Origin of the sequence: Sandarakinorhabdus sp. AAP62, from assembly GCF_000331225.1 — a bacterium.
GTDB lineage: Bacteria > Pseudomonadota > Alphaproteobacteria > Sphingomonadales > Sphingomonadaceae > Sandarakinorhabdus.
Window position 1 is genome coordinate 501,542 of sequence record NZ_ANFY01000003.1, and the last position, 23,704, is coordinate 525,245.

At 67.4% G+C, this 23,704-nt stretch carries 21 protein-coding genes and 1 tRNA gene; 14 read left to right on the plus strand and 8 right to left on the minus strand.

Annotated elements, in window-relative coordinates; all coding sequences use genetic code 11:
- The first annotated feature begins 17 nt into the window (after window positions 1-17).
- From dgcA to scpA, 3 genes are all read left to right on the plus strand, one after another.
- Window positions 18-1,010 (plus strand): N-acetyl-D-Glu racemase DgcA, encoded by a 993-nt coding sequence (gene dgcA, locus D619_RS0102750; RefSeq protein ID WP_017667033.1) that lies wholly within the window; start codon window positions 18-20, stop codon window positions 1,008-1,010.
- Between the two features lie 42 nt (window positions 1,011-1,052).
- Window positions 1,053-3,827, plus strand: coding sequence for a [protein-PII] uridylyltransferase (locus D619_RS15365; protein ID WP_017667034.1), 2,775 nt, complete (start codon window positions 1,053-1,055; stop codon window positions 3,825-3,827).
- Between the two features lie 70 nt (window positions 3,828-3,897).
- Window positions 3,898-6,048 (plus strand): methylmalonyl-CoA mutase, encoded by a 2,151-nt coding sequence (scpA, locus tag D619_RS0102760; protein ID WP_026090636.1) that lies wholly within the window; start codon window positions 3,898-3,900, stop codon window positions 6,046-6,048.
- A gap of 255 nt (window positions 6,049-6,303) precedes the next feature.
- Here the strand turns inward: scpA and D619_RS0102765 are convergent.
- Window positions 6,304-6,377: transfer RNA gene (locus D619_RS0102765), tRNA-Gly, on the minus strand.
- 173 nt (window positions 6,378-6,550) lie between these two features.
- Here D619_RS0102765 and D619_RS0102770 point away from each other — a divergent pair.
- Window positions 6,551-6,916: a BlaI/MecI/CopY family transcriptional regulator gene (locus D619_RS0102770; protein ID WP_017667036.1), complete on the plus strand. Its 366-nt coding sequence runs from the start codon at window positions 6,551-6,553 to the stop codon at window positions 6,914-6,916.
- Complete coding sequence (locus tag D619_RS0102775) at window positions 6,913-8,523, plus strand: M56 family metallopeptidase (protein WP_017667037.1); 1,611 nt, start codon at window positions 6,913-6,915, stop codon at window positions 8,521-8,523. The genes D619_RS0102770 and D619_RS0102775 overlap by 4 nt, the downstream gene beginning before the upstream one ends.
- A gap of 52 nt (window positions 8,524-8,575) precedes the next feature.
- On the opposite strand, the gene D619_RS0102780 is transcribed toward D619_RS0102775, so the two are convergent.
- The 5 genes from D619_RS0102780 to D619_RS0102800 all read right to left on the minus strand — a co-directional run bounded on the left by D619_RS0102780 (window position 8,576) and on the right by D619_RS0102800 (window position 11,025).
- On the minus strand, window positions 8,576-9,067 hold the full coding sequence (locus D619_RS0102780; RefSeq protein ID WP_017667038.1) for a GAF domain-containing protein: 492 nt from the start codon (window positions 9,065-9,067) through the stop codon (window positions 8,576-8,578).
- Between the two features lie 55 nt (window positions 9,068-9,122).
- The gene (locus D619_RS0102785; protein WP_017667039.1) at window positions 9,123-9,485 is read right to left on the minus strand and encodes a VOC family protein; all 363 of its coding nucleotides are present in this window, start codon (window positions 9,483-9,485) and stop codon (window positions 9,123-9,125) included.
- 17 nt (window positions 9,486-9,502) lie between these two features.
- Window positions 9,503-10,027, minus strand: a complete 525-nt coding sequence (gene infC, locus D619_RS0102790) for a translation initiation factor IF-3 (RefSeq protein ID WP_017667040.1) — start codon at window positions 10,025-10,027, stop codon at window positions 9,503-9,505.
- A gap of 123 nt (window positions 10,028-10,150) precedes the next feature.
- Complete coding sequence (locus tag D619_RS0102795) at window positions 10,151-10,642, minus strand: heme-binding protein (RefSeq protein ID WP_017667041.1); 492 nt, start codon at window positions 10,640-10,642, stop codon at window positions 10,151-10,153.
- Window positions 10,642-11,025: a VOC family protein gene (locus D619_RS0102800; RefSeq protein ID WP_017667042.1), complete on the minus strand. Its 384-nt coding sequence runs from the start codon at window positions 11,023-11,025 to the stop codon at window positions 10,642-10,644. The genes D619_RS0102795 and D619_RS0102800 overlap by 1 nt, the downstream gene beginning before the upstream one ends.
- 188 nt (window positions 11,026-11,213) lie before the next feature.
- Here D619_RS0102800 and D619_RS0102805 point away from each other — a divergent pair, with 188 nt between their 5' ends.
- From D619_RS0102805 to trxA, 6 genes are all read left to right on the plus strand, one after another.
- Complete coding sequence (locus D619_RS0102805) at window positions 11,214-11,750, plus strand: hypothetical protein (RefSeq protein ID WP_152417248.1); 537 nt, start codon at window positions 11,214-11,216, stop codon at window positions 11,748-11,750.
- On the plus strand, window positions 11,751-12,353 hold the full coding sequence (locus tag D619_RS17745; protein ID WP_152417249.1) for a hypothetical protein: 603 nt from the start codon (window positions 11,751-11,753) through the stop codon (window positions 12,351-12,353). It abuts the gene before it with no gap.
- Window positions 12,354-12,384: 31 nt separating this feature from the next.
- Entirely contained in the window at window positions 12,385-13,260 is an 876-nt protein-coding gene (locus D619_RS17075; RefSeq protein ID WP_152417250.1) for a winged helix DNA-binding protein, read from the plus strand.
- Window positions 13,261-13,430: 170 nt separating this feature from the next.
- The gene (addB, locus tag D619_RS0102820; RefSeq protein ID WP_026090638.1) at window positions 13,431-16,433 is read left to right on the plus strand and encodes a double-strand break repair protein AddB; all 3,003 of its coding nucleotides are present in this window, start codon (window positions 13,431-13,433) and stop codon (window positions 16,431-16,433) included.
- 8 nt (window positions 16,434-16,441) lie between these two features.
- On the plus strand, window positions 16,442-19,879 hold the full coding sequence (gene addA, locus D619_RS15375) for a double-strand break repair helicase AddA (protein WP_033372849.1): 3,438 nt from the start codon (window positions 16,442-16,444) through the stop codon (window positions 19,877-19,879).
- A 22-nt stretch (window positions 19,880-19,901) separates the two neighbouring features.
- On the plus strand, window positions 19,902-20,219 hold the full coding sequence (trxA, locus tag D619_RS0102830) for a thioredoxin (protein WP_017667048.1): 318 nt from the start codon (window positions 19,902-19,904) through the stop codon (window positions 20,217-20,219).
- 31 nt (window positions 20,220-20,250) lie between these two features.
- On the opposite strand, the gene D619_RS17080 is transcribed toward trxA, so the two are convergent.
- Window positions 20,251-21,180: a glutathione S-transferase family protein gene (locus D619_RS17080; protein ID WP_193743240.1), complete on the minus strand. Its 930-nt coding sequence runs from the start codon at window positions 21,178-21,180 to the stop codon at window positions 20,251-20,253.
- A 95-nt stretch (window positions 21,181-21,275) separates the two neighbouring features.
- Here D619_RS17080 and D619_RS0102840 point away from each other — a divergent pair, with 95 nt between their 5' ends.
- Window positions 21,276-21,836 carry a sigma-70 family RNA polymerase sigma factor gene (locus D619_RS0102840; protein ID WP_017667050.1) on the plus strand — a complete coding sequence of 187 codons (561 nt, stop codon included), beginning with the start codon at window positions 21,276-21,278 and terminating at the stop codon, window positions 21,834-21,836.
- Complete coding sequence (locus tag D619_RS18275; RefSeq protein WP_017667051.1) at window positions 21,833-22,189, plus strand: DUF6768 family protein; 357 nt, start codon at window positions 21,833-21,835, stop codon at window positions 22,187-22,189. Before D619_RS0102840 ends, D619_RS18275 begins: the two co-directional genes overlap by 4 nt.
- Before the next feature lie 16 nt (window positions 22,190-22,205).
- On the opposite strand, the gene argJ is transcribed toward D619_RS18275, so the two are convergent.
- Window positions 22,206-23,429 (minus strand): bifunctional glutamate N-acetyltransferase/amino-acid acetyltransferase ArgJ, encoded by a 1,224-nt coding sequence (gene argJ / locus D619_RS0102850; protein ID WP_026090639.1) that lies wholly within the window; start codon window positions 23,427-23,429, stop codon window positions 22,206-22,208.
- Between the two features lie 140 nt (window positions 23,430-23,569).
- Here argJ and rpmH point away from each other — a divergent pair, with 140 nt between their 5' ends.
- Complete coding sequence (rpmH, locus tag D619_RS0102855; RefSeq protein ID WP_017667053.1) at window positions 23,570-23,704, plus strand: 50S ribosomal protein L34; 135 nt, start codon at window positions 23,570-23,572, stop codon at window positions 23,702-23,704.

The window sequence follows — 23,704 nt, forward strand, 5'->3', positions numbered from 1 at the left end:
TGGGGCAGGGCAGCGCCATGGCTCGCACCCTGGCTGCCCGCATCGAACGCTTTCCCGTGCGCGGGGCCTTCACCATTTCGCGCGGTGCCAAGACCCATGTGGATGTGGTGGTGGCCGAAGTTGGCGATGGCACGCACGGCGGGCGCGGCGAAGGCACCGCCATCTATTACAAGGGGGACAGCGCCGAACAGGCGCTGGCAGCTTTACACAATGTGGCCGATGCCGTGGCGGCTGGCGCCACCCGCGCGGATCTGCTCGGCCTGCTGCCGGCGGGTGCCGCCCGCAATGCGCTCGATTGCGCGCTGTGGGATCTGGAGGCCAGGCAATCGGGCACCCGCGTCTGGCAGAGGCTGGGCCTGCCGCTGCCGCAGCCGATGCTGACGGCCTATACCATCAGCCTGGGCGACCCCGCCGCCATGGCCGCTGCGGCGGCGCTGGTGCGCGGCCGCGAACTGCTGAAGGTGAAACTGGGCGGCGACGGCGGACCTGATGCCGATGTCGAGCGCATGGTGGCCGTGCATCGCGCCGCGCCTGATGCCCGCCTGATCGTCGATGCCAATGAAGGCTGGGCCGGCACCGATATCGAGCGCACGCTGGCCCGGCTGGCACCACTGGGCGTCGAACTGGTCGAACAACCGGTGCCTGCCGGCCGCGATGCCGAACTGGATGGGCTCAGATGCGCCGTGCCGCTGGCCGCCGATGAGAGCTGTCACGACCGCGCCAGCCTTGAGGCCATTGTGGGCCGCTATCGCTTCATCAACATCAAGCTGGACAAGGCCGGCGGCCTGACCGAGGCGCTGGCCCTGCGCCATGCTGCCGCCACGCGCGGGCTGGGCGTGATGACCGGCTGCATGTTGTGCACCAGCCTGGCCATCGCGCCGGCGTTCCTGGTCGCCATGCAGGGCAGTTTTGCCGATCTGGATGGCCCGTTGCTGATCGAGGATCGGCCGCACGGCCTGCGCTTCGAGGGCAGCGACGTCTATCCGCCGGAAGCCGCGCTGTGGGGATGAGGCCATGGCCAATCGCCGCGGCACGTTCTATGCTGCACTGCAATGTTGAGGCTTGATGCCATCCACAATCGCCGCGCGATCATCGATCGCCGGGCTCTGGCCGATGGCTTGGCCAGCGGGCTGGCGCGCTGCGAGAGTTTTGCCGAACGTCGTCGCCTGCTCGCCGATACGCTGTGCGGCGCGCTGATTGCCGGCCGCACCGAAATCGCCCTGCGGCTGGAGGCCCACCCCGGCCGCGGCCTCGAACTTGCCACCGCGCAGAGTTTCCTGACGGATCAGCTGCTCCGCCTGGCCTGCGACACGGTGGTGAGCCACCTGTATCCGCTGGCCAATCCCACCCAGTCCGAACGGCTGGCGCTGGTGGCGGTGGGCGGTTACGGCCGCGGCCAGATGGCGCCGCACAGCGATGTGGACATCGTTTTCGTGACGCCATGGAAACAGACGCCGTGGGGCGAGCAGGTCATCGAAACCCTGCTCTATCTGCTGTGGGATCTGGGCCTGAAGGTGGGCAATGCCACGCGCAGCCTTGATGACGTGGTGCGGATCGGCCGTTCCGACATGACGGTGCGCACCGCCTTCCTTGAATCGCGCTTCGTGTGGGGCGATCAGAAACTTTATGACGAAGCCAATGCGCGCTTCCGCAAGGAAGTGGTGGCAGGCACGGCGCGGGCGTTCGTGGCCGAAAAACTGGCCGAGCGCGAGGCCCGCCACCAGCGCATGGGCGACAGCCGTTACGTCGTCGAACCCAATCTGAAGGAAGGCAAGGGCGGCCTCCGCGATCTGCACGCGCTGTTCTGGATCGGCAAATATCTGCACCAGGTGAACAGTGTTGCCGAACTGGTCGACAAGGGCCTGCTGACGGCGGACGAGCTGCGCCAGTTCCGCCGCGCCGAAAGCTTCCTGTGGTCGGTGCGCATCATGCTGCACCATGTCACCGGCCGCGCCGAGGAGCGGCTGACCTTCGATGTGCAGCGCGAGCTGGCCGCCCGGCTGCGCTATGCCAACCGCGACAGCATGAGCGCGGTGGAACGTTTCATGCGCCATTATTTCCTGATGGCGAAATCGGTGGGCGATCTCACCGGGCTGTTCCTTGCGCACCTGGATGAATCGACGGCGCGCCTGGCCTGGCTGCCCACGCTCACCCGCCGGCCGAACCGGCTGAAGGGCTTTACCCTGCGCCGCGGCCAGATCGGCGTGCCGTCCGATGATTTCTTCCAGGCCGATCCGGTGCGGCTGCTGGAAATCTTCGCGCTGGCCGACAGCCAGGGCCTCGCCATCCACCCGCTCGCCATGCGCGTCGCCGCCCGCGATGCCCAGTTGATCGACGAGCGCGTGCGCCGCGACAAGACCGCCAATGCCCTGTTCCTGGACGTGCTCACCTCCCCGCGCGATCCTGAAACCGTGCTCCGGTGGATGAACGAGGCCGGGATATTCGGCCGCTTCGTGCCGGATTTCGGCCGCGTCGTGGCGCAGATGCAGTATGACATGTACCATCACTACACGGTGGACGAGCATACGATCCGCGCCATCGGCCTGGTCGCCCGCATCGAGAATGGCGATCTGAAAGCCGAACACAGCCTGTCGTGCGCGATCATCCACCAGCTCATCAACCGGCGCGTGCTGCATGTCGCGGTGCTGTTGCACGATATCGCCAAGGGGCGCGGCGGCGATCACAGCCTGCTGGGCGCCGACATCGCCCGCCGCCTGTGCCCGCGGCTGGGGCTGAACAAGGAAGAGACCGAAACCGTCGCCTGGCTGGTGGAACATCACCTGCTGATGAGCCGCACCGCCTTCAAGCGCGACCTGTCCGATTTCAAGACCATCCTCGATTTTGCCGAAGCCGTCGCCAGCCCGGAACGGCTGCGCCTGCTGCTGATCCTGACCGTGGTCGATATCCGCGCCGTTGGCCCCGGCGTGTGGAATGGCTGGAAGGCGCAGTTGCTGCGCGAGCTGTATGAAACGGCCGAGGAAGTGCTGCGCCTGGGCCACAAGCAGACCGGCCGCGCCGAGCGCATCGCCGCCAAGCAGGCTGGGCTGCGCACTGCGCTGGGTTGGCCCGAGCAGCGCTTTGCCGCCTACGCCCGGCGCTTTGCCGACAGTTACTGGGTGGCCGAAGCCCCGGATGTACTCAGCGCCAACGCCGCGCTGGTCGATGGCGCGGGTGACGCCCCCCTGGCCGTTGGCTGCACGCCCGACCCCAATCGCGGCACCACGCTGGTCACCATCTACGCCACCGATCACCCCGGCCTGTTCTATCGCATCGCCGGCGCCATCAGCCTGGCTGGCGGCAATATCTTCGATGCCCGCATCCACACCACCCGCGATGGCATGGCGGTCGACAATTTCGTCGTCCTTGATCCCTTGGGCCGGCCCTTTGCCGAACCGGCGCAATTGGCCCGGCTGAAACGCAGCATTGCCGACGTGCTGGAAGGCCGCGTGCGCCTGGCTGACAAGCTCGCCGCCCGGCCGCTCGCCCGCCGCAAGGCCGAACTGTTCCGCGTCGAACCGCGCGTGCTGATCGATAACAAGGCCAGCAACCGCTACACGGTGATCGAAGTGAATGCGTCCGACCGGCCGGCCCTGCTCTATGCGCTCACCAATGGCCTGTTCCAGCAGAAGCTCACCATCCACAGTGCCCACATCGCCACCTATGGCGAGAAGGCCACCGATACATTTTACGTGACCGATCTGACCGGTGCCAAGATCGACAACCCGGTGCGGCTGAAGGCGATCGAGAAGCGCCTGCTGGCGATTGCCGCGACGGCCAGCCCCAAGGTGGAGACTTTGGTGGAGGTCGGGGCGGAGGCGGCCGAATAGCGGCCTATTTGTCGCGCTGGTTGACGCGGGCCGTCCCAAGTGGCTTGGAAGCCGCGACGGAGGGATGAGCATGACCAAGGCGCCAAATAGTCCTGGGGTAGAGCAGTGGGCCGCGATGGCCGCCAAGGAAGTGAAGGGGCAGTCGCTGGACTGGCACACCCCGGAAGGCTTCACCGTCAAGCCGCTCTATACCGAAGCAGACACGGCGGGCTGGGACCCGGGCCTGCCCGGTTTCGCGCCGTTCACGCGCGGGGTGCGCGCCTCCATGTATGCCGGGCGGCCGTGGACGGTGCGCCAATATGCCGGTTTCTCCACGGCGGAGGAATCGAACGCCTTCTATCGCCGCAACCTCGCAGCCGGGCAGAAGGGGCTTTCGGTCGCCTTCGATCTGGCAACGCACCGCGGTTATGATTCCGATCACCCGCGCGTGTCGGGCGATGTCGGCAAGGCCGGTGTCGCCATCGATTCCGTGGAGGACATGAAGATCCTGTTCGACGGCATTCCGCTCGACCAGATGTCCGTCTCGATGACAATGAACGGCGCGGTGATCCCGTGCCTGGCCTTCTACATCGTGGCGGCGGAAGAATCGGGCGTCCCTCAGGCGAAACTGGATGGCACCATCCAGAACGACATCCTGAAGGAGTTCATGGTCCGCAACACCTATATCTACCCCCCCGAACCGTCGATGCGGATCGTGGCCGACATCATCGCCCACACCGCCCGCAACATGCCGAAATTCAACAGCATTTCGATCTCCGGCTACCATATGCACGAAGCCGGGGCGACAGCGCTGCAGGAACTGGCCTTCACGCTGGCCGATGGCATGGAATATGTCCGCGCCGCCCAGAAACAGGGGCTGGATGTCGATGAATTTGCCGGTCGGCTGAGCTTCTTCTTCGGTATCGGCATGAACTTCTTCATGGAAGTCGCCAAGCTGCGTGCCGCCCGCACGCTGTGGGCGCGCATCATGGCCAATTTCGGCGCCAAGGATCCGCGCAGCCTGATGCTGCGCACCCATTGCCAGACGTCCGGCGTGTCCCTGCAGGAGCAGGACCCGTACAACAACGTCATCCGCACCACGATCGAGGCGCTGGCCGCCGCGCTGGGCGGCACCCAGTCGCTGCACACCAACGCGCTGGATGAAGCCATCGCGCTGCCCACCGATTTTTCCGCCCGCATCGCCCGCAACACGCAGATCGTGCTGCAGGAAGAAACCGGCATCACCAAGGTCGTCGATCCGCTGGGCGGCAGCTATTATGTCGAGGCGCTGACCAGGCAGCTGGTGGATGGCGCGCAGGCCATCATCGACAAGATCGAAGCCCAGGGCGGCATGACCAAGGCGGTTGAAACCGGCATGCCCAAGCTGGAGATCGAAGCCGCCGCCGCCGCCAAGCAGGCCGGCATCGACATGGGCGAAACCGTCATTGTGGGCGTCAACAAGTACAAGCCGGCCAATGTGGACGAAGTGCCGGTGCTCGATGTGGACAATGTGGCGGTGCGCGCCAGCCAGATCACCCGCATCGAGGCCATGAAGGCGTCGCGTGATCCGGCCCGGGTGCAGGCGGCACTGGAAGCACTGCACCAGGGCGCGCGCGGCAGCGAGAATTTGCTGGCACTGGCCATCGAAGCGGCACGCGCCCGCTGCACCCTGGGCGAGATTTCGGCCGCCATGGAAGACGTGTTCGGCCGCCACGCCGCGGTCGTGAAGATGGTGAAAGGCGTCTATGCCGATGCCTACAAGGCCGATCCGGCCTATGTGCGCGTCGCCGAAGGGGTGGAAGCCTTCGAGCGCCGGACGGGGCGCAAGCCGCGCGTGCTGATCGTGAAGATGGGCCAGGACGGGCATGATCGCGGCGCCAAGGTGGTGGGCACGGCGCTGGCCGATCTGGGCTTTGATGCGACGGTCGGGCCCTTGTTCCAGACGCCGGAGGAAGCGCGCGAGTTGGCCCTGAAGCTCGACGTGGATCTGGTCGCCTCTTCATCACTGGCGGCGGGCCACAAGACGTTGGTGCCGGCGCTGATCAACGAACTGAAGCAGGCCGGGCGCCCGGATATCAAGGTGATCGCTGGCGGGGTGATCCCGGCGCAGGATTATGATTTCCTGCAAAAGGCCGGCACGGTGGCGATCTTCGGGCCGGGGACGAATATCGTGGAAGCGGCGGCCGAGTTGCTGCGCCTGCTGGGCCACAATCTGCCGCCGCTGGGGGAAGCGGCGGAGTAACCCCTCTCCCCTTGTGGGAGAGGGCGAGAGACGCCCGCAGGGCGGCCCGGGGTGAGGGGGATTATGCGCGTGGCGGCAGCCGGCGGCAAAGCCGCCGAGTCTGCCTGGGGTGACGAAGGAAGAAAGTAAGGAAGAGCGTGGCGGAGCCACGCCGTCGGACGACTCACGAAAAAGGCGACCTGAGGGTCGCCTTTTTTGGTCGCCGGCCGATCTTGCCGGAGTCGGCGCGCGGCACGCGCGCTCGCCCGGCTGCGATGGAGCGGGTAGCGGGAATCGAACCCGCGCGTTCAGCTTGGGAAGCTGACAGGCTACCATTACATCATACCCGCCGGCGCCGGCGTCCGCTTGCCATCGCCGTGGCGGGCAAGTCAAGCAATCAGGCCATTCATCGGCCAGCAAGCTGCGCGCGCGCAGGAGTGTCCCACCCCCGCACAACACTGCTTGACGACTACAGGCGTAATCGATACATTGACGACAGATGTAATCGAATCGGGACGAGGCAATGGCCGAACGGATCAGCGAAGCCGAATTCCAGGTGATGGAGGTGCTGTGGCGTGACAGCCCGCTCACCGCGCAGGATGTTGCCGCGCGGCTGGAGGCGACGGGCTGGAGCCTGACCACGGTCAAGACCCTGCTCTCCCGTCTCGCCGCCAAGGGCGCATTGGCCACCACCGAGGATGGCCGCCGCTATCTCTATGCCCCCGCCGTTGATCGCGCCGCCATTGCCGCGGGTGAATCCCGCCGCCTGGTCGATCGCCTGTTCGGTGGCCGCCCGGCGCCGCTGGTCGCCCACCTCGCGGAACGCGGCGAGCTTTCGTCTGCCGATATTGCCGAACTCGAAGCCCTGATCCGGGAGCTGAAGCAATGAGCGAGATGCTGACATCTGCCTGGCTGGTGGAGGCGCTGATCGGCGCCACGCTGCTGATGCTGCTGGTACTGGCGGTGCGCAAGCCCGTCGCCCGGCTGTGGGGTGCCCACATGGCCTATGCGCTGTGGGCGCTGCCGGCCTTGCGCATGATGTTGCCCGCCATTCCGGGCTGGCGGCCGCTTTATGTGCCCGTGGCGCAGGCCAGGACCGATGGCGACATGACGCTGGCCCTGATGGACCCGGCTTCCGCCGCGCTCCAGGCGCAGCCGTTGCCGGCGGCGACGGTGCAGATCGGGCCAGAGGTGAGCCTGGTGCCGGATTGGCCGGTGCTGCTGCTCGGAGCGTGGGCGCTGGGCGCAGTCCTGTTCCTCGCCATCCAGTGGACGCGGCATATGCGTTTTGTCGGGCAGGCGGTGCGCGACGGTGAATTGCTCACCCGCCAGGGCGGGGTGGACGTGATCGTTTCCAGCCATGTGCCCGGGCCGATGGCGGCCGGCATCATCCACCGCCGCATCCTGCTGCCGGCCGATTTCCTCAGCCGCTATTCGCCGGCCGAGCGCCGCATGGCGCTGCTGCACGAAGGGGCCCACCATGATCGGCTTGACCTCGCGGCCAATCTGGCTGGCCTGGTGGTGCTGGCGGCGCATTGGTGGAACCCGATTGCCCATGCCGCCTGGCGCGCCTTTCGCGCCGATCAGGAACTTGCCTGCGATGCCAGCGTGCTGGCCGGCAGCGATGGTGAAACCCGCGCCACCTATGGCCGGGCCGTGTTGAAATCCGCCTGCGTCGCCACCCCGGTCGCCGCCTGCGCCATGAACCACAAGAGCCAGTTGAAGGAACGTTTTGCCATGATGAAGGATCGCAAGCCGGGCCGCTTTGGCCGTGCCTTTGGCCTGTTGGCCGTTACGGGTCTTGCTGCCGGCGGCCTGATCGCCACTGCTTCGGGTGCACAGCCCGCGCCGCCGGCCCCGCCCGCCCCGCCGTCGCCCGTCTCGCCGCCCGCGCCGGTGTCACCGCCGGCTCCGGTTTCGCCGCCGGCGGCACCAGCGCCGCCCAGTGCGCCCGACGCGCCCAGGGTGATGGTGTTCAAGCACCATGCCGATGGCAAGGACGCCAAGCCTGGCCAGAAGATCGTGCGCACCATCATCATGAAGGATGGCAAGGTCATCACCGACGACAGCAAGGGCGACGGGCCGCACGTGATGATGATGCATGGCGGTGGTCCCGGCGACATGGTGAAAGTGATGGAGACCGCCGAAGGCAAGAAGATGGTGATGATCCGTCACCAGGAAATGGCTGAGATGGCCGGCAAGCACGCCGCGATGGCGGGCAAGATGGCCGAAACCCGCATCGCCGAAGTGAAGGCCCGCATGCGCGCCCGCTGCGAAGGCGAGGGCGTGAAGCTGCCCGCCGACGCTGATTTCGATCAGCTCGCCACCTGCGGCATGGAAATGCAGAAGAAGCTGCAGGCGGCCATGGCCTCGGCCCGCGCCGCCATCGAGAAGTCCCGCGATCTTTCGGCCGAACAGCGCGCCGCCGCGTTGAAGGGCATCGATGCAGCGATGGCCAATCAACGCACCGAAGTGATCGTGAAGATGGAGAAATGATCTGAGCCCGCTGCGGCCCGGTCCAGCCCCTCTCAGGCCGGGCGGCGCCGGATCAGACCATCAGGCTGGCCCCCAGCAAGAGCCCCGCTGCGGATTCCAGCCCGGCCCGGTCGTCTTCATCGAAGCGGCCGGGTTTCGGGCTGTCGAGATCGAGCACGCCGATGATCACACCATCCTTGATCAGCGGCACCACGATTTCGGAGCGGCTGTCGGCATCACAGGCGATATGGCCGGGAAAGGCGTGGACATCGGGCACGAGCTGGGTTTCGCGGGTCGCCGCCGCCGTGCCGCACACGCCGCGACCCAGCGGGATGCGGATGCAGGCCGGCTTGCCCTGGAACGGGCCGAGCACCAGCTCGCCCTCCTTCATCAGGTAAAAACCGGCCCAGTTGAGATCGGGGAGCTGGTGGAACAGCAACGCCGCCATATTGGCCATGTTGGCAGTGAAGTCGCGCTCATCACCGATCAGCAGGCGGAGCTGCTCGGCGAACTGCGCATATTGTTCGGGCTTGGTGCCTTCGAGGGCGGGGGCAAAGAATGACATGGGCGGCGAGTTAGCGGGGTGAAGCGGTAAAGGCAATTGGGCAGCGCGCGCCGTGTCAAAGCGGCTCCATCAGTTCAATACGATTGCCAAACGGGTCTGACACATAGCAGCGATCGAAACCGGCCAGCGGCTCATCCCGGTCCACCGCAATGCCTGCGGCCACCAGTTGCTGCACAAGGCCCGCGAGATTGCTGACCGTGAAGGCCGGATGAGCCTTCCTGGCCGGCCGGAAATCGGCTTCGACGCCGAGATGGACTTTCAGCTCGCCGCGCTCGAACCAGCAGCCGCCGCGCGCGGCCAGCGCTGGAGGCTTCGGCACTTCCGGTATGCCCAGCAGCCCAGCATAAAAGCGCCGAGCCGCGCCCTCCTGGCCGGGTGGCATGGCCAGTTGGACGTGGTTCAGCGCTTCGATCGGCATGAAGTCTCCGCGCTGCTTTACTTCGGTGCGATCACCATCAGCATCTGGCGGCCTTCCAGGCGGGGCAATTGCTCCACCTTGGCGAGTTCGGCGGTCTCGTCGCGCACGCGCTCCAGCAGCTTCAGGCCCAGCTCGCCATGCGAAAGTTCGCGACCACGGAAGCGCAGGGTGAGCTTCACCTTGTCGCCTTCTTCCAGGAAGCGATGGATGGCCTTCATCTTGGTCTGATAATCATGCTCGTCGATGTTGGGACGCATCTTGATCTCCTTGATCTCCTGCGTCTTCTGGTTCTTGCGGGCGGCAGCGGCCTTTTTCTGGGCCTCGTACTTGAACTTGCCGACATCGAGGATCTTGCACACCGGCGGATCGGCGCCAGGGGAGACTTCCACCAGATTGAGCCCGGCCTCTGCTGCGATGGCGATGGCTTCGCGGGTGTAGAGCACACCCAGATTTTCCCCGTCCTGATCGATGACACGGACCTTGGGAACATTGATGAATTCATCATAACGCGGGCCGGTCATCGGCGCGGGCGTGTTCATCATGCGGCGTGGGGGCGGTGGTATGGCAGTCTCTCCTGTGTTGTGTTGTGCGCCTCAATAGCGCGGCCGGCCCACCAGCGGCAAGAGGGCGCAGGTGGGCCGGCCGGATTCAGCCAACAAGGCGGGCTACTTCCTTGCCGCCAGTGCCGCTTCCAGCGCCGCCACCCCGGCAGCGGCGATCAGGCCGTCTTCCTGGCTGGTGGCGCCCGAAACGCCCACCGCGCCCACGGTCTTGCCATCGCGCTTGATGGGAACCCCGCCTTCGGAAGCGACCATCGCCACCGGAAAAGTGAGATAGCGCAGCTGGCCTTCCTTCTGCAGCCGCTGTTCAAAGACGGCTGTGGGGTTGCCGAACTTCGCCGCGGTCTGCGCCTTGCCGGTGGCGATGTCGGGGCCGGCCAGCGACGCATCGTCCATGCGGCGCAGCGCGATCGGCACGCCGGCGGGATCGACCACCACGATGGTCACCTTCAGGCCGCGCTTGTCGGCCTCGGCCTGGGCGGCATCGGTGATGATGCGGGCGCCAGCCAGCGTGAGTGACGGCTTGTCCTTGACCAGTTGCGCTGTCGCCGGCGCGGCCAGCAACAGCACTGCTCCCAGCAGGGTGAGGGCGCGCATCACGCGGCCATCCGGTGCATGACGCACAATTTGTTGCCCGACGGATCACGCAGATAGGCCAGATAAAGTGCCCCCATCGCGCCCTGGCGCAAGCCGGGTGGATCTTCGCAGGTGGTGCCACCATTGGCGACGCCAGCGGCATGCCAGGCATCGGCCATTTCCGGACTGGCCACGGCGAAGCCGATGGTGCTGCCGTTGCCACACGTGGCGGGCTGTCCGTCAATCGGCGGGGAAATAGCAAACCGGCCGGTGGGGGTCATCCACCACACCCGGCCCTTGGGGTCGGTATTGCCCGGCGCGATGCCCATGGCGGCGAAGGTGGCATCGTAAAAGGCCTTGGACGCTGCGATGTCGTTGGCGCCCAGCATGATATGGCTGAACATGCGCGTTCTCCCCAGATTGATGTTTGTGTGGACCGGTATGGAAGCAAATTGCCGACCCCGTGTCGAGTGTGCAGCCCTTTCGCCACGGTAAGTCGCCGATCGCAACCAAAATGGATCAAGTTGCACCTTGCCGGCTGTTACCAATCGGTTAACCACGGCGGTGCGAGGGTCTGAGTTGGGGAATTGCTGTGGAGATATTGTTGCCGGCGTCGTCGGAGAGGGCCGACGTATGCACCAATCGTCGTATCCGTTTGACCGGATTGCGATCTGAAGAGGCTGAAATCATCGGGTTATTGGCAGACATTCTGGGGTGGGATGTCGATCCGCCCGGTGGCCATGGCGAAGGTCGCCGCCGGGATGGCCGGTTGCCAGAGAGTTTTGCCGCCGTTGATCCGGCGGTGCCTTGGCCCGTGGTCGATTGGGATGGCATTATGACGATGCAGGACGGCTTGGGCAGTCGCGGTTGGGGCGATGGCCCTGGCCTGCACGACCATTGGGCACCGCATGATCCGGGATGCGAAAGGCAGGCCGAACGGCGTTTGGCCCGAGGTTCGGTCCAAGGTGCGGCCGCACCTCGGCTGTTGTTGCGGCAGGCTGGCAACATGATCTGTGTCGAAGCTGCAGATGCCGAGCTGGCGGCGCAACTGGCGCGGTTGGGTCTTGATCGGCTGGTGCTGCCCGTCGCACTGCTGGCGCTGGAAGATCTGTTCACGCTGGCCGGATGAGTGCGGCCGGCCTTGCCCGCAGCGCCGTCGCCGGGGCTGGCGCCGCTAACCATTTTTCCGCCCATTGGCCGCTGCAAGCCGATCGCCCAGCCGCCGTTATCGGCGGTGTGGCGCGGCAGCGTCGGGCGGATGGAGTGGTGGCCAGTGAGTGTTGCGCAGCGGGAATTCAGTCAGGATTGGGCACAGGGCGGCGGTTGGCCGTGGGCTGCACCGGAAAGCCTTGCCACCATGCCGGCCAGGTCGGGCCCGGCGTTGCAGGCCGGGTTGGACGTACCGCAGGCCGGGTTCGGCGTGCCGCCGGCGATGCATCGGCTGGCGCTGTTCGGATTGCCGCCCGGGCTGGCCGAACCGGTGACGATGCTGGCCGAAATCCTGGGCTGGCAGGTGGAAAGCTTCCCGTCCGGTCAGTCCGTGTGTCCGCCAGTGCAGCTGTGCCTGGCCATGTTGCCCGCCGGCGCCGGCGAACGCGGGCCAATCGTGGCATGGTCGCCAGAATTAAACCTTAATGAACTTATTTCCCGGGCAGGACTGTCCATAATGGACCAGCCCCTGTGCATCACCAGAGTGGAGCAAATGTTAGAGGCCATTGCTTGCGAGCCATAGTCTGCTCGCAAGCAACGGGGGCGTGAGTTCGATGATAGACGTCGGATACGACACGGGATTTTCCCGCGATTTCGGCGAGTCAGGCGTGATTGGCTCGGGTCGCTCTGCGGCGGGGAGCCTGTCGACGCGTGCTGCCACGCCGGGGTATGAGACAGGGTTTGATACGGGTCTCGACACCGGGATGGAGCAGGCCAATGCGGCCAAAGGGGCCCATGCCGTGCCAATCCAGGATGAACGAGACCTGCCCGAACCGCGCCTGCCGGAACGGCGGCAAACGGATCGGCTGGGGCCCGGCTTCCCCCAGGCTGCTGCCCCACCATCGCCTGCCCCTGCCGGCCAGGCACCTCAGGGCGGCGGGCGCCCGGCGGCCGATCTTGCCAATCTGGATCTGGCGGCGCTGCAGGCGCTGGCCGGCAGCGGCGAGCCAGCGGCCGCCATCGCCCGTCAGGTTGCCGACATGGCCCAGGGCCTCGCCGCGCTGGCCGACAAGCTGGTGGGCCAGCCGCAAGCCAGCAGCACGGATGTTGCCGAAGGAGATTGCATCGCCTTCCTTGAAGGCCAGTTCCGCATTCGCCGGCTGCGCGCCCGCCATCTGTCCGATCTGTCCCTGGGCGAACCGGCGTGGGATATCCTGCTCGATCTGGCGGTAGCGCATTACTGGCGCCGCGAAACCTCGGTCACCAGCCTGTGCATTGCAGCGGATGTGCCCAGCACCACCGCGCTGCGCTGGATCAACAGCATGACCAAGGCCGGCCTGATCGTGCGCCGGCCCTGCCAGCGCGATGGCCGCCGCAGTTTCCTGGGCATTTCGCCTGAATCCTATCGCGCGATGCTGGCGCTGGCGGCCGATGGCCTGCGCACGGTCGATCGGGTTCGCGCCCGATATCAACGCAGCGCGGCAGCCTGAACTGAATCCCGCCCAGGCGGGGCGGCGGCGGGTGGCCCACGCACCCGCCGCCTTGATTCCGCTTCCCGGCAGCCAGAGCGCTGGCCGGCAGCGCTGCGCCGCGTTCGCACGGCCGGCGATATCCCCAATCAGGGGCTGGCGGGTGCTGCAACTGGCCCTATGCTGGAACCGTGACCAGCCCATCAACACGCCCACCCCTGCGCCCACCGGTGTTCAACATCGCGTTGCATGTCGCCTTTGCCGATGCGCTGGCGGCCGGGCTGCTGGCGCGCACGGCGGGCGATCCGCTGGCGCTGGCGCGGGCCCTGGTGCTGCTGCCCAACCGCCGCGCGGTGACGGCGCTCACCGAGGCCTTTGTGCGGCAATTGCCGGAACCGGCGTCCGGTGGTGGCCTGCTGCTGCCGCGCATGGTGCCGGTGGGCGATCTGGATGACGGCGGTTTCGATCGGCTGGCGGCCGGTGCGGAGGTGCTGCTGCCCGCCGTGGCGCCGCTGCTGCGCCGGCTGGAGCTGGCGCGGCTGGCGGGCAGCCTGCCCGGCAGCGACCGATCGGCGGTGGAGCGGCTGCGGCTGGGCGATGCGCTGGGCGAAGTGCTGGATGCGCTGCTGGCCGAGGAAATCGAGCCCGAGGCCCTGCGCGCCGCCGCCGATGGCCAGGATCTGGCCGATCACTGGCAGAAGACGCTGGCCTTTCTGGAACTCATCATCGCCGTCTGGCCGGAAGCGCGGACGGGCCATGGTGGCACGGAAGGCGCCACGCGCCTCGCCGCGCTGATCGATGCCACCATCGCGCGCTGGCAGACGACGCCGCCCATCGGCCTGGTGGTGGCGGCGGGCCTCGCCAATCCCACCCCGGCGCTGGTGCGGCTGCTGGATGCGGTGCTGCGCTTGCCGCAGGGCCTGGTGGTGCTGCCCGGCCTTGATGATGACCTGTCTGAAGCGGGCATGGCGCGCTGGGCGGCGATCCCGATCAGCAGCGCCGAAGGTGGCCGCGATGATCCGGGCCACCCGCAATGGGCGCTGAAGAAGCTGCTGGCCGCGATTGGGCTGGAGCGTGCGGACGTGCAGGCGTGGCCCGCCAGCGGCGGCAAGCTGGATGGCCCGCCCGCACGCGCCGCCGCGCTGCTGGCGGCACTGGCCCCGGCGGCGGCCGCGACGACCCCGCCGCCACCGCCGCCCGCTGCCTTCGATGGACTGGCACTGGCCGAGTGCGCCACCGCGGCCGAGGAAGCCCAGGTGGTGGCGCTGGCGCTGCGCGAGGCGCTGGAGCGGCCGAATGAGCGCGCCGCACTGATCACCCCCGATCCGCTGCTCGCCCGGCGCGTGGCGGCGCATTGCCGGCGCTGGGGCATCGCCATCGATTCATCGGCCGGCCAGCCCTTGCTGCTCACCCCGCCGGGTGCGCTGGCGCTGGCACTGGTGGAGGCGATGGCCGAGGAATTCGCCCCGGCGCGGCTGCTCGCCGTGCTGAAACATGGTCTGGTGCGGCCCGAGGACGAGGTGTTCAGCGCTGATGTGCGCCTGGCCGATATCGCCTTGCGCGGCGTGCGGCCGGCACCCGGCCTTGATGGCGCCGGTGCTGGCCTTGATCGCTGGCTGCACGAACAGGATGGGCGTCACGATCGCTTTGCTGCCCGGTTGATGGGCTGGTGGCACGATCTCGCCCCGGCGCTGGAGCCACTGGACCGGCTGCGGTTGTCGACCGCCATCACCCTGCCCGAATTGATGCAGGCGCTGCGCGATGCGCTGACGGCGCTGGCCGGCGATGGCGCCTGGGCTGGCCCCGATGGCCGGCAACTGGCGGCCCTGGTGGCCGAAATTGAAACGCATGGTGCGCTGTTCGGTAGCCTGCGCCCCGATGAAGCCCCGGCACTGCTGGCCACGCTGATGGCCGGCAGCAGCGTGCGCGTGCCGGGGCAGGGCCATCCGCGCCTTGCCATATTGGGCCCGGTCGAAGCGCAGTTGACCCGCGCCGACACGCTGGTGCTGGCCGGCCTCAACGAAGCGACCTGGCCTGGCCGCCCCTCGCCTGATCCGTGGCTGGCCCCGGCCATCCGCCGCGCCCTGGGCCTGCCCGGTACGGCGCGGGCGCAAGGGTTGGCCGCGCAGGATTTCCTGCGGGCTGCCAGCGCGAGGCGCGTGCTGATCACGCGGGCGCGGCGCGATGCCAGCGGGCCACAAGTTGCCTCGCGGCTGTGGCTGCGGCTGGTGGCGCAATTTGAGCGCGCCGGCGCCGATCTGCTGCCGCGCCGGGATGAGCTGATCCGGATTGCCCGCGCGCTGGATGGTGCCACGGAAGGCCCCAAGCCGGCACCACAGCCGCGGCCCAACCCGGCACTGAAGCTGCGCCCGCGCCGCATCAGCATCACCGAGATCGACACGCTGATCGCCGATCCCTTTGCCTTCCACGCCAAGCATATATTGAAGCTGCGCAAGCTCGACCCGCTCGATCAGGACCCGACCGCGATGATGCGCGGCAACCTGGCCCACGACGTGCTCGACAAATGGGTGGCCGCCCGCCACGGCAGCCTGGCGCAGCTGCAGCAGATCACCGCCGAGGTGCTGGGCAGCGCCACCTCGCATTTCCCGCTGCTCGCTGCCGCCTGGGTGCCGCGCATCCAGCGGGCGCTGGAATGGGCGGGCCAGGAAATATTGACCGAGGAAGACGCCGGCTGGACGCAGATGCTGGCCGAAGTGAAGGGCGAGCTGGAACTGGCTGGCGGCGTGATGCTGAGCGGCCGCATCGACCGGCTCGACCGTGATGCCGAGGGCAATCTGCGGGTGATCGATTACAAGACGGGTGGCGTGCCTTCCGGCACGCGTGTGAAGGCGCTGGAGGCGAACCAGCTGGCGCTGGGGCTGGCGATCGCCGCGGCTGGCGGCTTGAGCCGCGATGGCCAGCCGGTGCCGGGCGGGACAGCCGGTTCAATCGAATATTGGCAGCTGAAGGGCGGACGCAAGGATCAGGGCAAGCGCCACACCCCGCTCGGCAAGGGCGCCGATGTGCCCGATCATGTGACACGGGCGCTGATCCGGGCCGAACAATTGGTGGCGCAATATCTGCTGTCGCAGACACCGTTTCCGGCCAAGCTGCAGCCGCAATGGGCCTGGGGTGATTTCGATCATCTGGCGCGCGTTGCCGAGTGGATCAACCGGCGGGAGCGCGTCTCGTGAGCGGTGCCATGAACCGTGAACGCACCAGGGCGCTGGAACCGCTGAAGCCGGCGCAGGCGGATGCGGCCGATCCGCAGGTGCATGCCTGGGTGGCGGCTTCGGCCGGGACCGGCAAGACGCAGGTCTTGAGCGCGCGCGTGCTGCGGCTGTTGCTGACCGGCGCGCGGCCCGATGCGATATTGTGCCTGACCTTCACCAAGCTGGCCGCCGCCGAAATGCAGAACCGGGTGATGGCGCGGCTGGCGTGGTGGGCGGGCTGCACCGACGCCGAACTGGCCCATGACCTGAAGGCCATCGGGGCGGCGACCGATGCCGAAACCTGCGCCACTGCGCGCGGGCTGTTTGCCGCCGTGCTGGAAGCGCCCGCCGGCCTTGCCATCCAGACCATCCACAGTTTCGCGCAAGGGCTGATCGCCAGCTTTCCGGTGGAGGCCGGCATCACGCCGGGGTTCCAGACGCTCGATGACCGCGCCGCCGCGCTGCTGCGCCGCCGTGTGCTGACCGATGCGCTCACCGATACGTCCAACCCCAGGTTTCTGGCCGATGTGGCGGAGATCGCCATCGATGGTGGCGAGGCCCGGCTGCAAGCGATCATGAAGACGCTGGCCCGCCACGGCGCTGCGCTGGCGGAATTGCGCGTAGAGGGTGTGGAGCCGCTGCTGCGCCGTGCGCTGGGCCTGGCCGATGGTGACAGTGAGGCGGCGACGCTGGCAGCGGGGATAGCGGCGCTGCCATTGCTGAAATTGCAGCAGTTCGCGCAGGCACTCGGCCGGCAGGACAAAGCCACATCGCAAAAGCTGGCAGGGAATCTGGTTGCTTTTCTCATGGCGAGCAACAAGCCGGCGCTTTGGGATCAGCTGTGGCGGCTGTTCTTTTCCACCAAGAACGAGCCCCTGCTACTCACTACGCTGGTTTTGAAGGACCTTGATGCCGAGAATCCCGACTGGCGGCCCTTCTGCGCCGAACTTCAGGCGCAGCTGCTCAGCCTGCGCGCCGATCTCGAACGCTGGCAGATCCTGGCCTTCGCCGGCCGCCACCTGCGCGTGGCGGTGCGGCTGGCGCAGGATTGGCGCGCGGCCAAACACCGCGCCGGGGTGATCGATTATGACGACATGATCGCCGCCGCCGCGCGCCTGCTGGGTGAGCCGGGCGCCGCCGATTGGGTGCGCTTCAAGCTCGACAGCCGCATCGATCATGTGCTGGTTGATGAAGCGCAGGATACCAACCTGCTGCAATGGCAGGTGATCCGGGCGCTGGTGGAGGAATATTTCTCGGGGCTGGGCCAGCGTGACCAGTTCCGTAGCCTTTTCGTGGTCGGCGATTTCAAACAGTCCATCATGGGCTTTCAGGGTGCTGATCCACTGATCTATGCCGACATGCGCGAGGTGTTTTTCCAGCTCTGCGAGGCGGAACCGGACCGCTGGAAGGAACTGCCGCTCACCGTGAATTTCCGATCGGTGCCGGCCATTCTTGACGTGGTGGACCAGGTGATTGGCCATGTTGGCCCCGAGATGTTCGATCCGCAGGGGGTGGAGCCGCATGTCGCCCACAAGCAGGGTGCCGGGCTGGTGATGCTGTGGCCGCCATTGCTGCCCGATGCCGGCAGCACTGCGGACGAGGACGACGACGATGCTGCAGAAGATGATTCCCCGCCACTGGCACAGCATATCGCCATGGCGCGCCATATCGCCGCGACTGTCGCGGGCTGGCTGGCGCCGGAAACCGCGCTGATCCTGCCCGCCAGTGGCCGGCGGGCAGCCGCGCAAGACATCTTGGTGCTGGTGCGCAAGCGCAGCGGGCTGATGAACGCGCTGGTGACGGCGCTGCACGAAGCCGGCGTGCCGGTGGCCGGCGCTGACCGGCTGAACTTGGCCGAGCCGCTGGCCGTGGCCGATCTGCTGGCGTTGGTGCAGTTCGCCTGTCAGCCCGATGATGATCTCACGCTGGCGGCGCTGCTGGTCTCGCCCTTCTGCGGCCTTGATCATGATCAGCTCACCGGGATCGCCGCCGGACGGCCGGGCAGCCTGTGGGCGGCAGTGCTCGCCAGCGACGATCCCGCCGTGGCGGCGCCGCGCGCCGTGCTGGCCGAGGTGTTGCGGCTGGCGGCGGACGTGTCGCCCTATCGTTTCCTGGAAACCATCCTGTCCGGGCCGCTCGCTGGTCGCCGCAAGCTGCTGGCGCGGCTGGGTGAGGAAGCCCGTGATGCCATCGATACCGTGCTCGATCAGGCGCTGGCCTGCGAAGCGGCGGGCGCAGCCAGCTTGCAGGCGTTCGTGGCCTGGATGGCGGCCGAGGATCTGGAGGTGAAGCGCGATCCCGAAGCCGCCATCGATGCGGTGCGGTTGATGACGGTGCATGGTGCCAAGGGCCTGCAGGCGCCGATCGTGATCATGGCCGATGCCTGCCATGTGCCGCCGCCCGAGAAGGGCGCGCTGCTGCTGGCACTGGGCAACGGCCCGGAACTGCCGTTGTGGGTTCCGACCAAGCTGGTGGCGCCGCCGGCCTTCCTGGCCGCTGCCGAAACCGATCGTGCCGCCAGGGCCGCGCGCGAGCATCGCCGGCTGCTCTATGTGGCGCTGACGCGGGCCGAGGAAGTGTTGTGCATCGGCGGCGCCACCAAGCCCGGCAAGAAATGGGATGTGCATCCCGAAAGCTGGTACCAGCTGGTTGAGGGGGCGCTGACCGATCTGGAGGCGGTGGACAATCCGCATTGGCCGCAACCGGTGCGGCTGTTCCGTTCCGGCCCGCCGACGGTGCTGCGCGAGGCCGACGTGAAACCCGATGCCACGTTGCTGCCTACCGATCGCTGGTGGCTGCGTCAGGCCCCGGCCGAAGCCCGCCCGCCGCGCCCGCTGGCCCCATCCAGCCTGGGGCCGGACACGGTGGCCGATCCGCCGCCCGATGCGGCGCGGCTGGCGGCGGCGCGGCGCGGGACGGCGCTGCATCGGCTGTTCGAAACCCTGCCGGGGCTTGCCATCGACGTTCGCCGCGAGGTGGCGCTGCAATGGTGCGCGTTGAACGTGCCCGATCTGGAAGCAGAGGAACTGGCGGCGACGGTGCTGGCCGTGCTCGATGATCCGGAATTTGCGGCCGTGTTTGCCGCCGGCGCACTCACCGAAGCACCGGTGGCCGCCGTGCTGGGCGAAACGGTGATCGCCGGCAGCATTGATCGGCTGCTGGTGAGCGAGACCGAGGTGCTGGCCGTGGATTTCAAGACCGGCAGCCGCGTGCCGGCCGGGCTTGATATGGTGCCGCCGTCACACCTGGCGCAGATGGGCGCCTATGCCGCTGCCTTGGCCCGCGTGTTTCCGGGCCGCACGGTGCGGGCCGGGCTGCTCTACACGGCGGGACCGCGCCTGATCGAGGTGCCGGGCGATGTGCTCAGCGCATGGCAGCCATCAGCCGCATTGCAGCCGGACGGGCCAGCGCCTATCTATCCGATGTGAACCTTATCTGCGGAGTCTTCCGATGACCAAAGCCGTGACCGATGCCAGCTTCCATGCCGATGTGATCAGTGCCGACAAGCCGGTGCTGGTCGATTTCTGGGCCGAATGGTGCGGCCCCTGCCGCATGATCGCCCCGGCGCTGGAAGAGCTGAACAACGAGCTGGACGGGGTGGAGATCGTCAAGGTCAATATCGACGAGAACCCGGACGCACCCGGCCGTTATGGCGTGATGTCGATCCCCACCATGATCCTGTTCAAGGGCGGGCAACCGGCGGCCACCATGGTCGGCGCGCGGCCCAAGGGTGAACTGAAGGCGTGGTTGACGGGCGCGCTGGCTTGAGGCCAACGCAGGGGCTGACGAGCGCGCTGGCCTAGGCCGGCGCCACCACCTGCCCCAATCGCGGAAAATGCACGTGCACGGTGAACTTGGGGACGGTGAACCCGGGCTCACCGTCCACTTCGCGTGCGAGGGTGATGCCGCCGGCATCACAGCGCAGCAGCCGCCCGATGGTGGGCGGGTCCTTCGTTTCGGGCTGGCTGACAGCCGCCATCATCCCGGCCACATAAGGCGCGGCCACAGTGCCCACGACCGGTATCGGCGTGGCGGCACGGGCCTCCGCCATCGCCTCGGCACCGGTCATCTCGCGCCTGTCGCCATGGCCGATGCCAGCCACCCGCGCATACCAGTCAGCCACGTGCGGCAGCGCCAGCAACTGGTCGGCAACGGCGGCTGAGCCCGGATTCTTCTTCACCATCCAGATATTGCTGTAGTGTGCCAGATCGCCGGCGCCGGGCGCATCGCCGCCCATGAAGGCGCGGCCGTCGGCAAGCATATGTGACAGCAGGTCGGCGCAGGCCAGCGCCTGGCCCAGGTAATGGGGCCCGGCTGCCGTAAGGCTGGCCAGGTTCAGGCCAAAGCGCGCCTGGCGATCCTTGACGAAATTCTCGTCAAACGATTCAGGCGGTATGGCGCTGAAGCCGGCAATCACATGCGCGGTGAACTGCGGGCCGTTGGCCCAGCTTGCTGCCATGCGATGCATCTGGCCCAGGGGCGCCGGATAAAGCGTGTGCCCGCCCAGGGCTTCGAGTGCCGGCATGATGGCGAGCGTGTCGCAATAGATGTCGGCCCCGATCTGCACCACCGGCGTCCGGCAATAACCACCGGTCAACCGCGTCTGGTCGGGTTTGGGCAGGATACTCGATACCATCACGCTGCCCCAGGTCAGCCCCTTGGCGCCAAAACCGGTGCGCACCAGTTCGGCATAGGGCGAGATGTCATAATGGTAGAGGATCGGGATCATGCTGGGGATGATCGGCCTTTCGCGCGGCCGCGCCATCCCCCAAAACGGGAGGGCGCTTGGAATATTGCATCGGCGATTGAACCAATCGCGCTGTCGTGGCCACCTATGCCACGATGAACCCGCAAGACCGCCTGATCGAAGCCTGCCTGGTGGCCGATGCCCGTTGTGGCGACAGGCGCGCACTGGCGCTGTTGGCTGCCCGCTGGCAGCGCCGGCTGCTGGCCCATGCGATGCGCCTGCTCGGCGATGGCGAGGCAGCGCGCGATGCCGTGCAGGCCGGCTGGATCGATATCGTGCGCGGGCTGCCGCGGCTGGATGATGCGCACGCCTTTCCGGCCTGGGCCTATCGCATCGTTACCCGCCGTTGTGCCGGCAGCATCCGCCACAACCAGCGGGGCCGCGCGCTGGCCGCCGCGCTGGCAGCGGAACCGCAACTGCCACCCGATGCCGCGCCGGCCGGTGACCATGCAGGCCTGCACGCCGCCATCCGCAGCTTGCCGCCCGAACAACGCGCGGCCATCGCGCTGCATCATTTCGATCAGCTTTCGGTGGCGGAAGTGGCCGTGGCGCTGGCGGTGCCGGTCGGCACGGTGAAGACCAGGCTGTTTCACGCCCGCCGCAAGCTGCGGGCCATATTGGAAGGAGACGACACATGACCGAGAACGACATTGATGCGGCGGTGGCCGCCGAAGAACGCGCCTTGCTGGCCCGCATGGGCCCGGAACCGGGCTTCATCGGCGAGGCGCTGGGCCTGTTTTCCGGGCCGGGCAGCTGGGTGAACTGGCTGCTGATGCTGGTGCAGGCGGCGGCCTTCCTCGCCTCGGTGTGGGCCGGCTGGCAATTTTTTGCCGCCACCGATGTGCTCAGCGCCCTGCACTGGGGCTTGCCGGCGGCGACCTTGCTGCTGCTGTCGCTGATCGTGAAATTGTCGATGAACCCGATGATGCAAGCCAACCGGGTGCTGCGCGAGCTGCACCGGCTGGAGCTGCGGCTGCATCAGCTGCGATAATCTGCCCCCGCAGCGTTCAGCTGCGATAATCCGCATTGATGCTGATGTAGCCGTGGGTGAGATCGCAGGTCCACACGCGGGCGCGGCCAGAACCAAGGCCCAGGTCAACGGTGAGGCGCACCTCTTGCCCCGCGAGGTGCGCCGCCACCGGGGCCTCATCATAGCCGGGGACGACCATGCCCTGATTGGCCACCAGCGTGTCGCCGAAACGGATGCTCAGGAGATCGCGTTCGGCCGGTTCGCCGGCCTTGCCCACCGCCATCACAACCCGGCCCCAATTGGCATCCCCGCCGGCAATCGCGGTTTTCAGCAGCGGCGAATTGGCGATGCTCATGGCGACGCGCTTGGCCGAAACATCGTCCACCGCGCCGGCCACGTTCACTTCGATCAATTTCTGCGCGCCTTCGCCATCGCGCACCACGAGGATCGCAAGTTGCCGGCACACATCGGCCAGCGCGGCGGCGAGCGCGTCGGCGCCCGCATTGTCCATGCTGATGAGCACGGGATGGCCGGCGGCACCGGTGGCGAAGGCCAGCACCGTGTCGGATGTGCTGGTGTCGCTGTCCACGGTGATGCTGTTGAACGTCGGCCCCACGGCGGCGTGCAGCATCTGCTGCCACAGCGCTGGCGTGACGGCGGCATCCGAAAAGATGAAGCCCAGCATGGTCGCCATGTCGGGCATGATCATGCCGCTACCCTTCACGATCCCCACGATGGTCACTTGGCGGCCGGCGACGATGGCGCTGGCCGTGGCGGCCTTGGGGAAGGTGTCGGTCGTGCCGATGGCGTTGGTCGCCGCCAGCCAGTCGGCCGTGCCCAGCGCCGCATGCGCTTGGGTCACGCCCGACAACGCCAGATCGACCGGCAGCGGCACGCCGATCACGCCGGTGGAGGCGCTGAACACCTCGGCTGCATCACAGCCCAGCACTTCGGCAACCCGCGTCGCCTGCGCCTGGGCCGCCTCCCGGCCGCTCATGCCGGTGAAGGCATTGCTGTTGCCGGCGTTGACGATCAGCCCGCGCGCCTTGCCCTGCGGCAGTTTCGCCCGGCACAGTTCCACTTCGGGCGACGGACATTTCGATTGCGTCGTCACCCCTGCCACCACCGTGCCTGGGGCCAGTTCCACCAGCGTGACGCAATCGCGCGTCCATTTCTTGTAGGCGACGCTGGCCGTGCCGATGCGCACCCCGGCGATGGGGGCAAGGGCGGGGAAGGGCAGGGCGAGCGGTGAGCGTTCCATGGCTTCGCCCATTGCCACGCACAAGCCGCTTGTCCAGTGACAAGTGCGTTGACTCTGCCGCCAGAGCCCATTATCGGCACCACTCTTTCCGGACGCAGGCAACTGCGGCCAACTCGAATCTGTTTTCAGGACTGTTTCCCATGAAGCGCACTTATCAGCCGTCCAAGCTCGTCCGCGCCCGCCGTCACGGCTTCCGCGCGCGCATGGCCACTGTTGGCGGCCGCAATGTCATCCGCGCCCGTCGCGCCCGCGGCCGCAAGAAGCTTTCGGCCTGA

Excerpts from the sequence above, each read along its gene's own strand:
- dgcA (WP_017667033.1), top strand. The coding sequence starts at position 18 with ATGGCTCGCACCCTGGCTGCCCGCATCGAACGCTTTCCCGTGCGCGGG.
- D619_RS15365 (WP_017667034.1), top strand. The coding sequence starts at position 1,053 with ATGTTGAGGCTTGATGCCATCCACAATCGCCGCGCGATCATCGATCGC.
- scpA (WP_026090636.1), top strand. The coding sequence starts at position 3,898 with ATGACCAAGGCGCCAAATAGTCCTGGGGTAGAGCAGTGGGCCGCGATG.
- D619_RS0102770 (WP_017667036.1), top strand. The coding sequence starts at position 6,551 with ATGGCCGAACGGATCAGCGAAGCCGAATTCCAGGTGATGGAGGTGCTG.
- D619_RS0102775 (WP_017667037.1), top strand. The coding sequence starts at position 6,913 with ATGAGCGAGATGCTGACATCTGCCTGGCTGGTGGAGGCGCTGATCGGC.
- D619_RS0102780 (WP_017667038.1), bottom strand. The coding sequence starts at position 9,067 with ATGTCATTCTTTGCCCCCGCCCTCGAAGGCACCAAGCCCGAACAATAT.
- D619_RS0102785 (WP_017667039.1), bottom strand. The coding sequence starts at position 9,485 with ATGCCGATCGAAGCGCTGAACCACGTCCAACTGGCCATGCCACCCGGC.
- infC (WP_017667040.1), bottom strand. The coding sequence starts at position 10,027 with ATGATGAACACGCCCGCGCCGATGACCGGCCCGCGTTATGATGAATTC.
- D619_RS0102795 (WP_017667041.1), bottom strand. The coding sequence starts at position 10,642 with ATGCGCGCCCTCACCCTGCTGGGAGCAGTGCTGTTGCTGGCCGCGCCG.
- D619_RS0102800 (WP_017667042.1), bottom strand. The coding sequence starts at position 11,025 with ATGTTCAGCCATATCATGCTGGGCGCCAACGACATCGCAGCGTCCAAG.
- D619_RS17075 (WP_152417250.1), top strand. The coding sequence starts at position 12,385 with ATGATAGACGTCGGATACGACACGGGATTTTCCCGCGATTTCGGCGAG.
- addA (WP_033372849.1), top strand. The coding sequence starts at position 16,442 with ATGAACCGTGAACGCACCAGGGCGCTGGAACCGCTGAAGCCGGCGCAG.
- trxA (WP_017667048.1), top strand. The coding sequence starts at position 19,902 with ATGACCAAAGCCGTGACCGATGCCAGCTTCCATGCCGATGTGATCAGT.
- D619_RS17080 (WP_193743240.1), bottom strand. The coding sequence starts at position 21,180 with ATGATCCCGATCCTCTACCATTATGACATCTCGCCCTATGCCGAACTG.
- D619_RS18275 (WP_017667051.1), top strand. The coding sequence starts at position 21,833 with ATGACCGAGAACGACATTGATGCGGCGGTGGCCGCCGAAGAACGCGCC.
- argJ (WP_026090639.1), bottom strand. The coding sequence starts at position 23,429 with ATGGAACGCTCACCGCTCGCCCTGCCCTTCCCCGCCCTTGCCCCCATC.
- rpmH (WP_017667053.1), top strand. The coding sequence starts at position 23,570 with ATGAAGCGCACTTATCAGCCGTCCAAGCTCGTCCGCGCCCGCCGTCAC.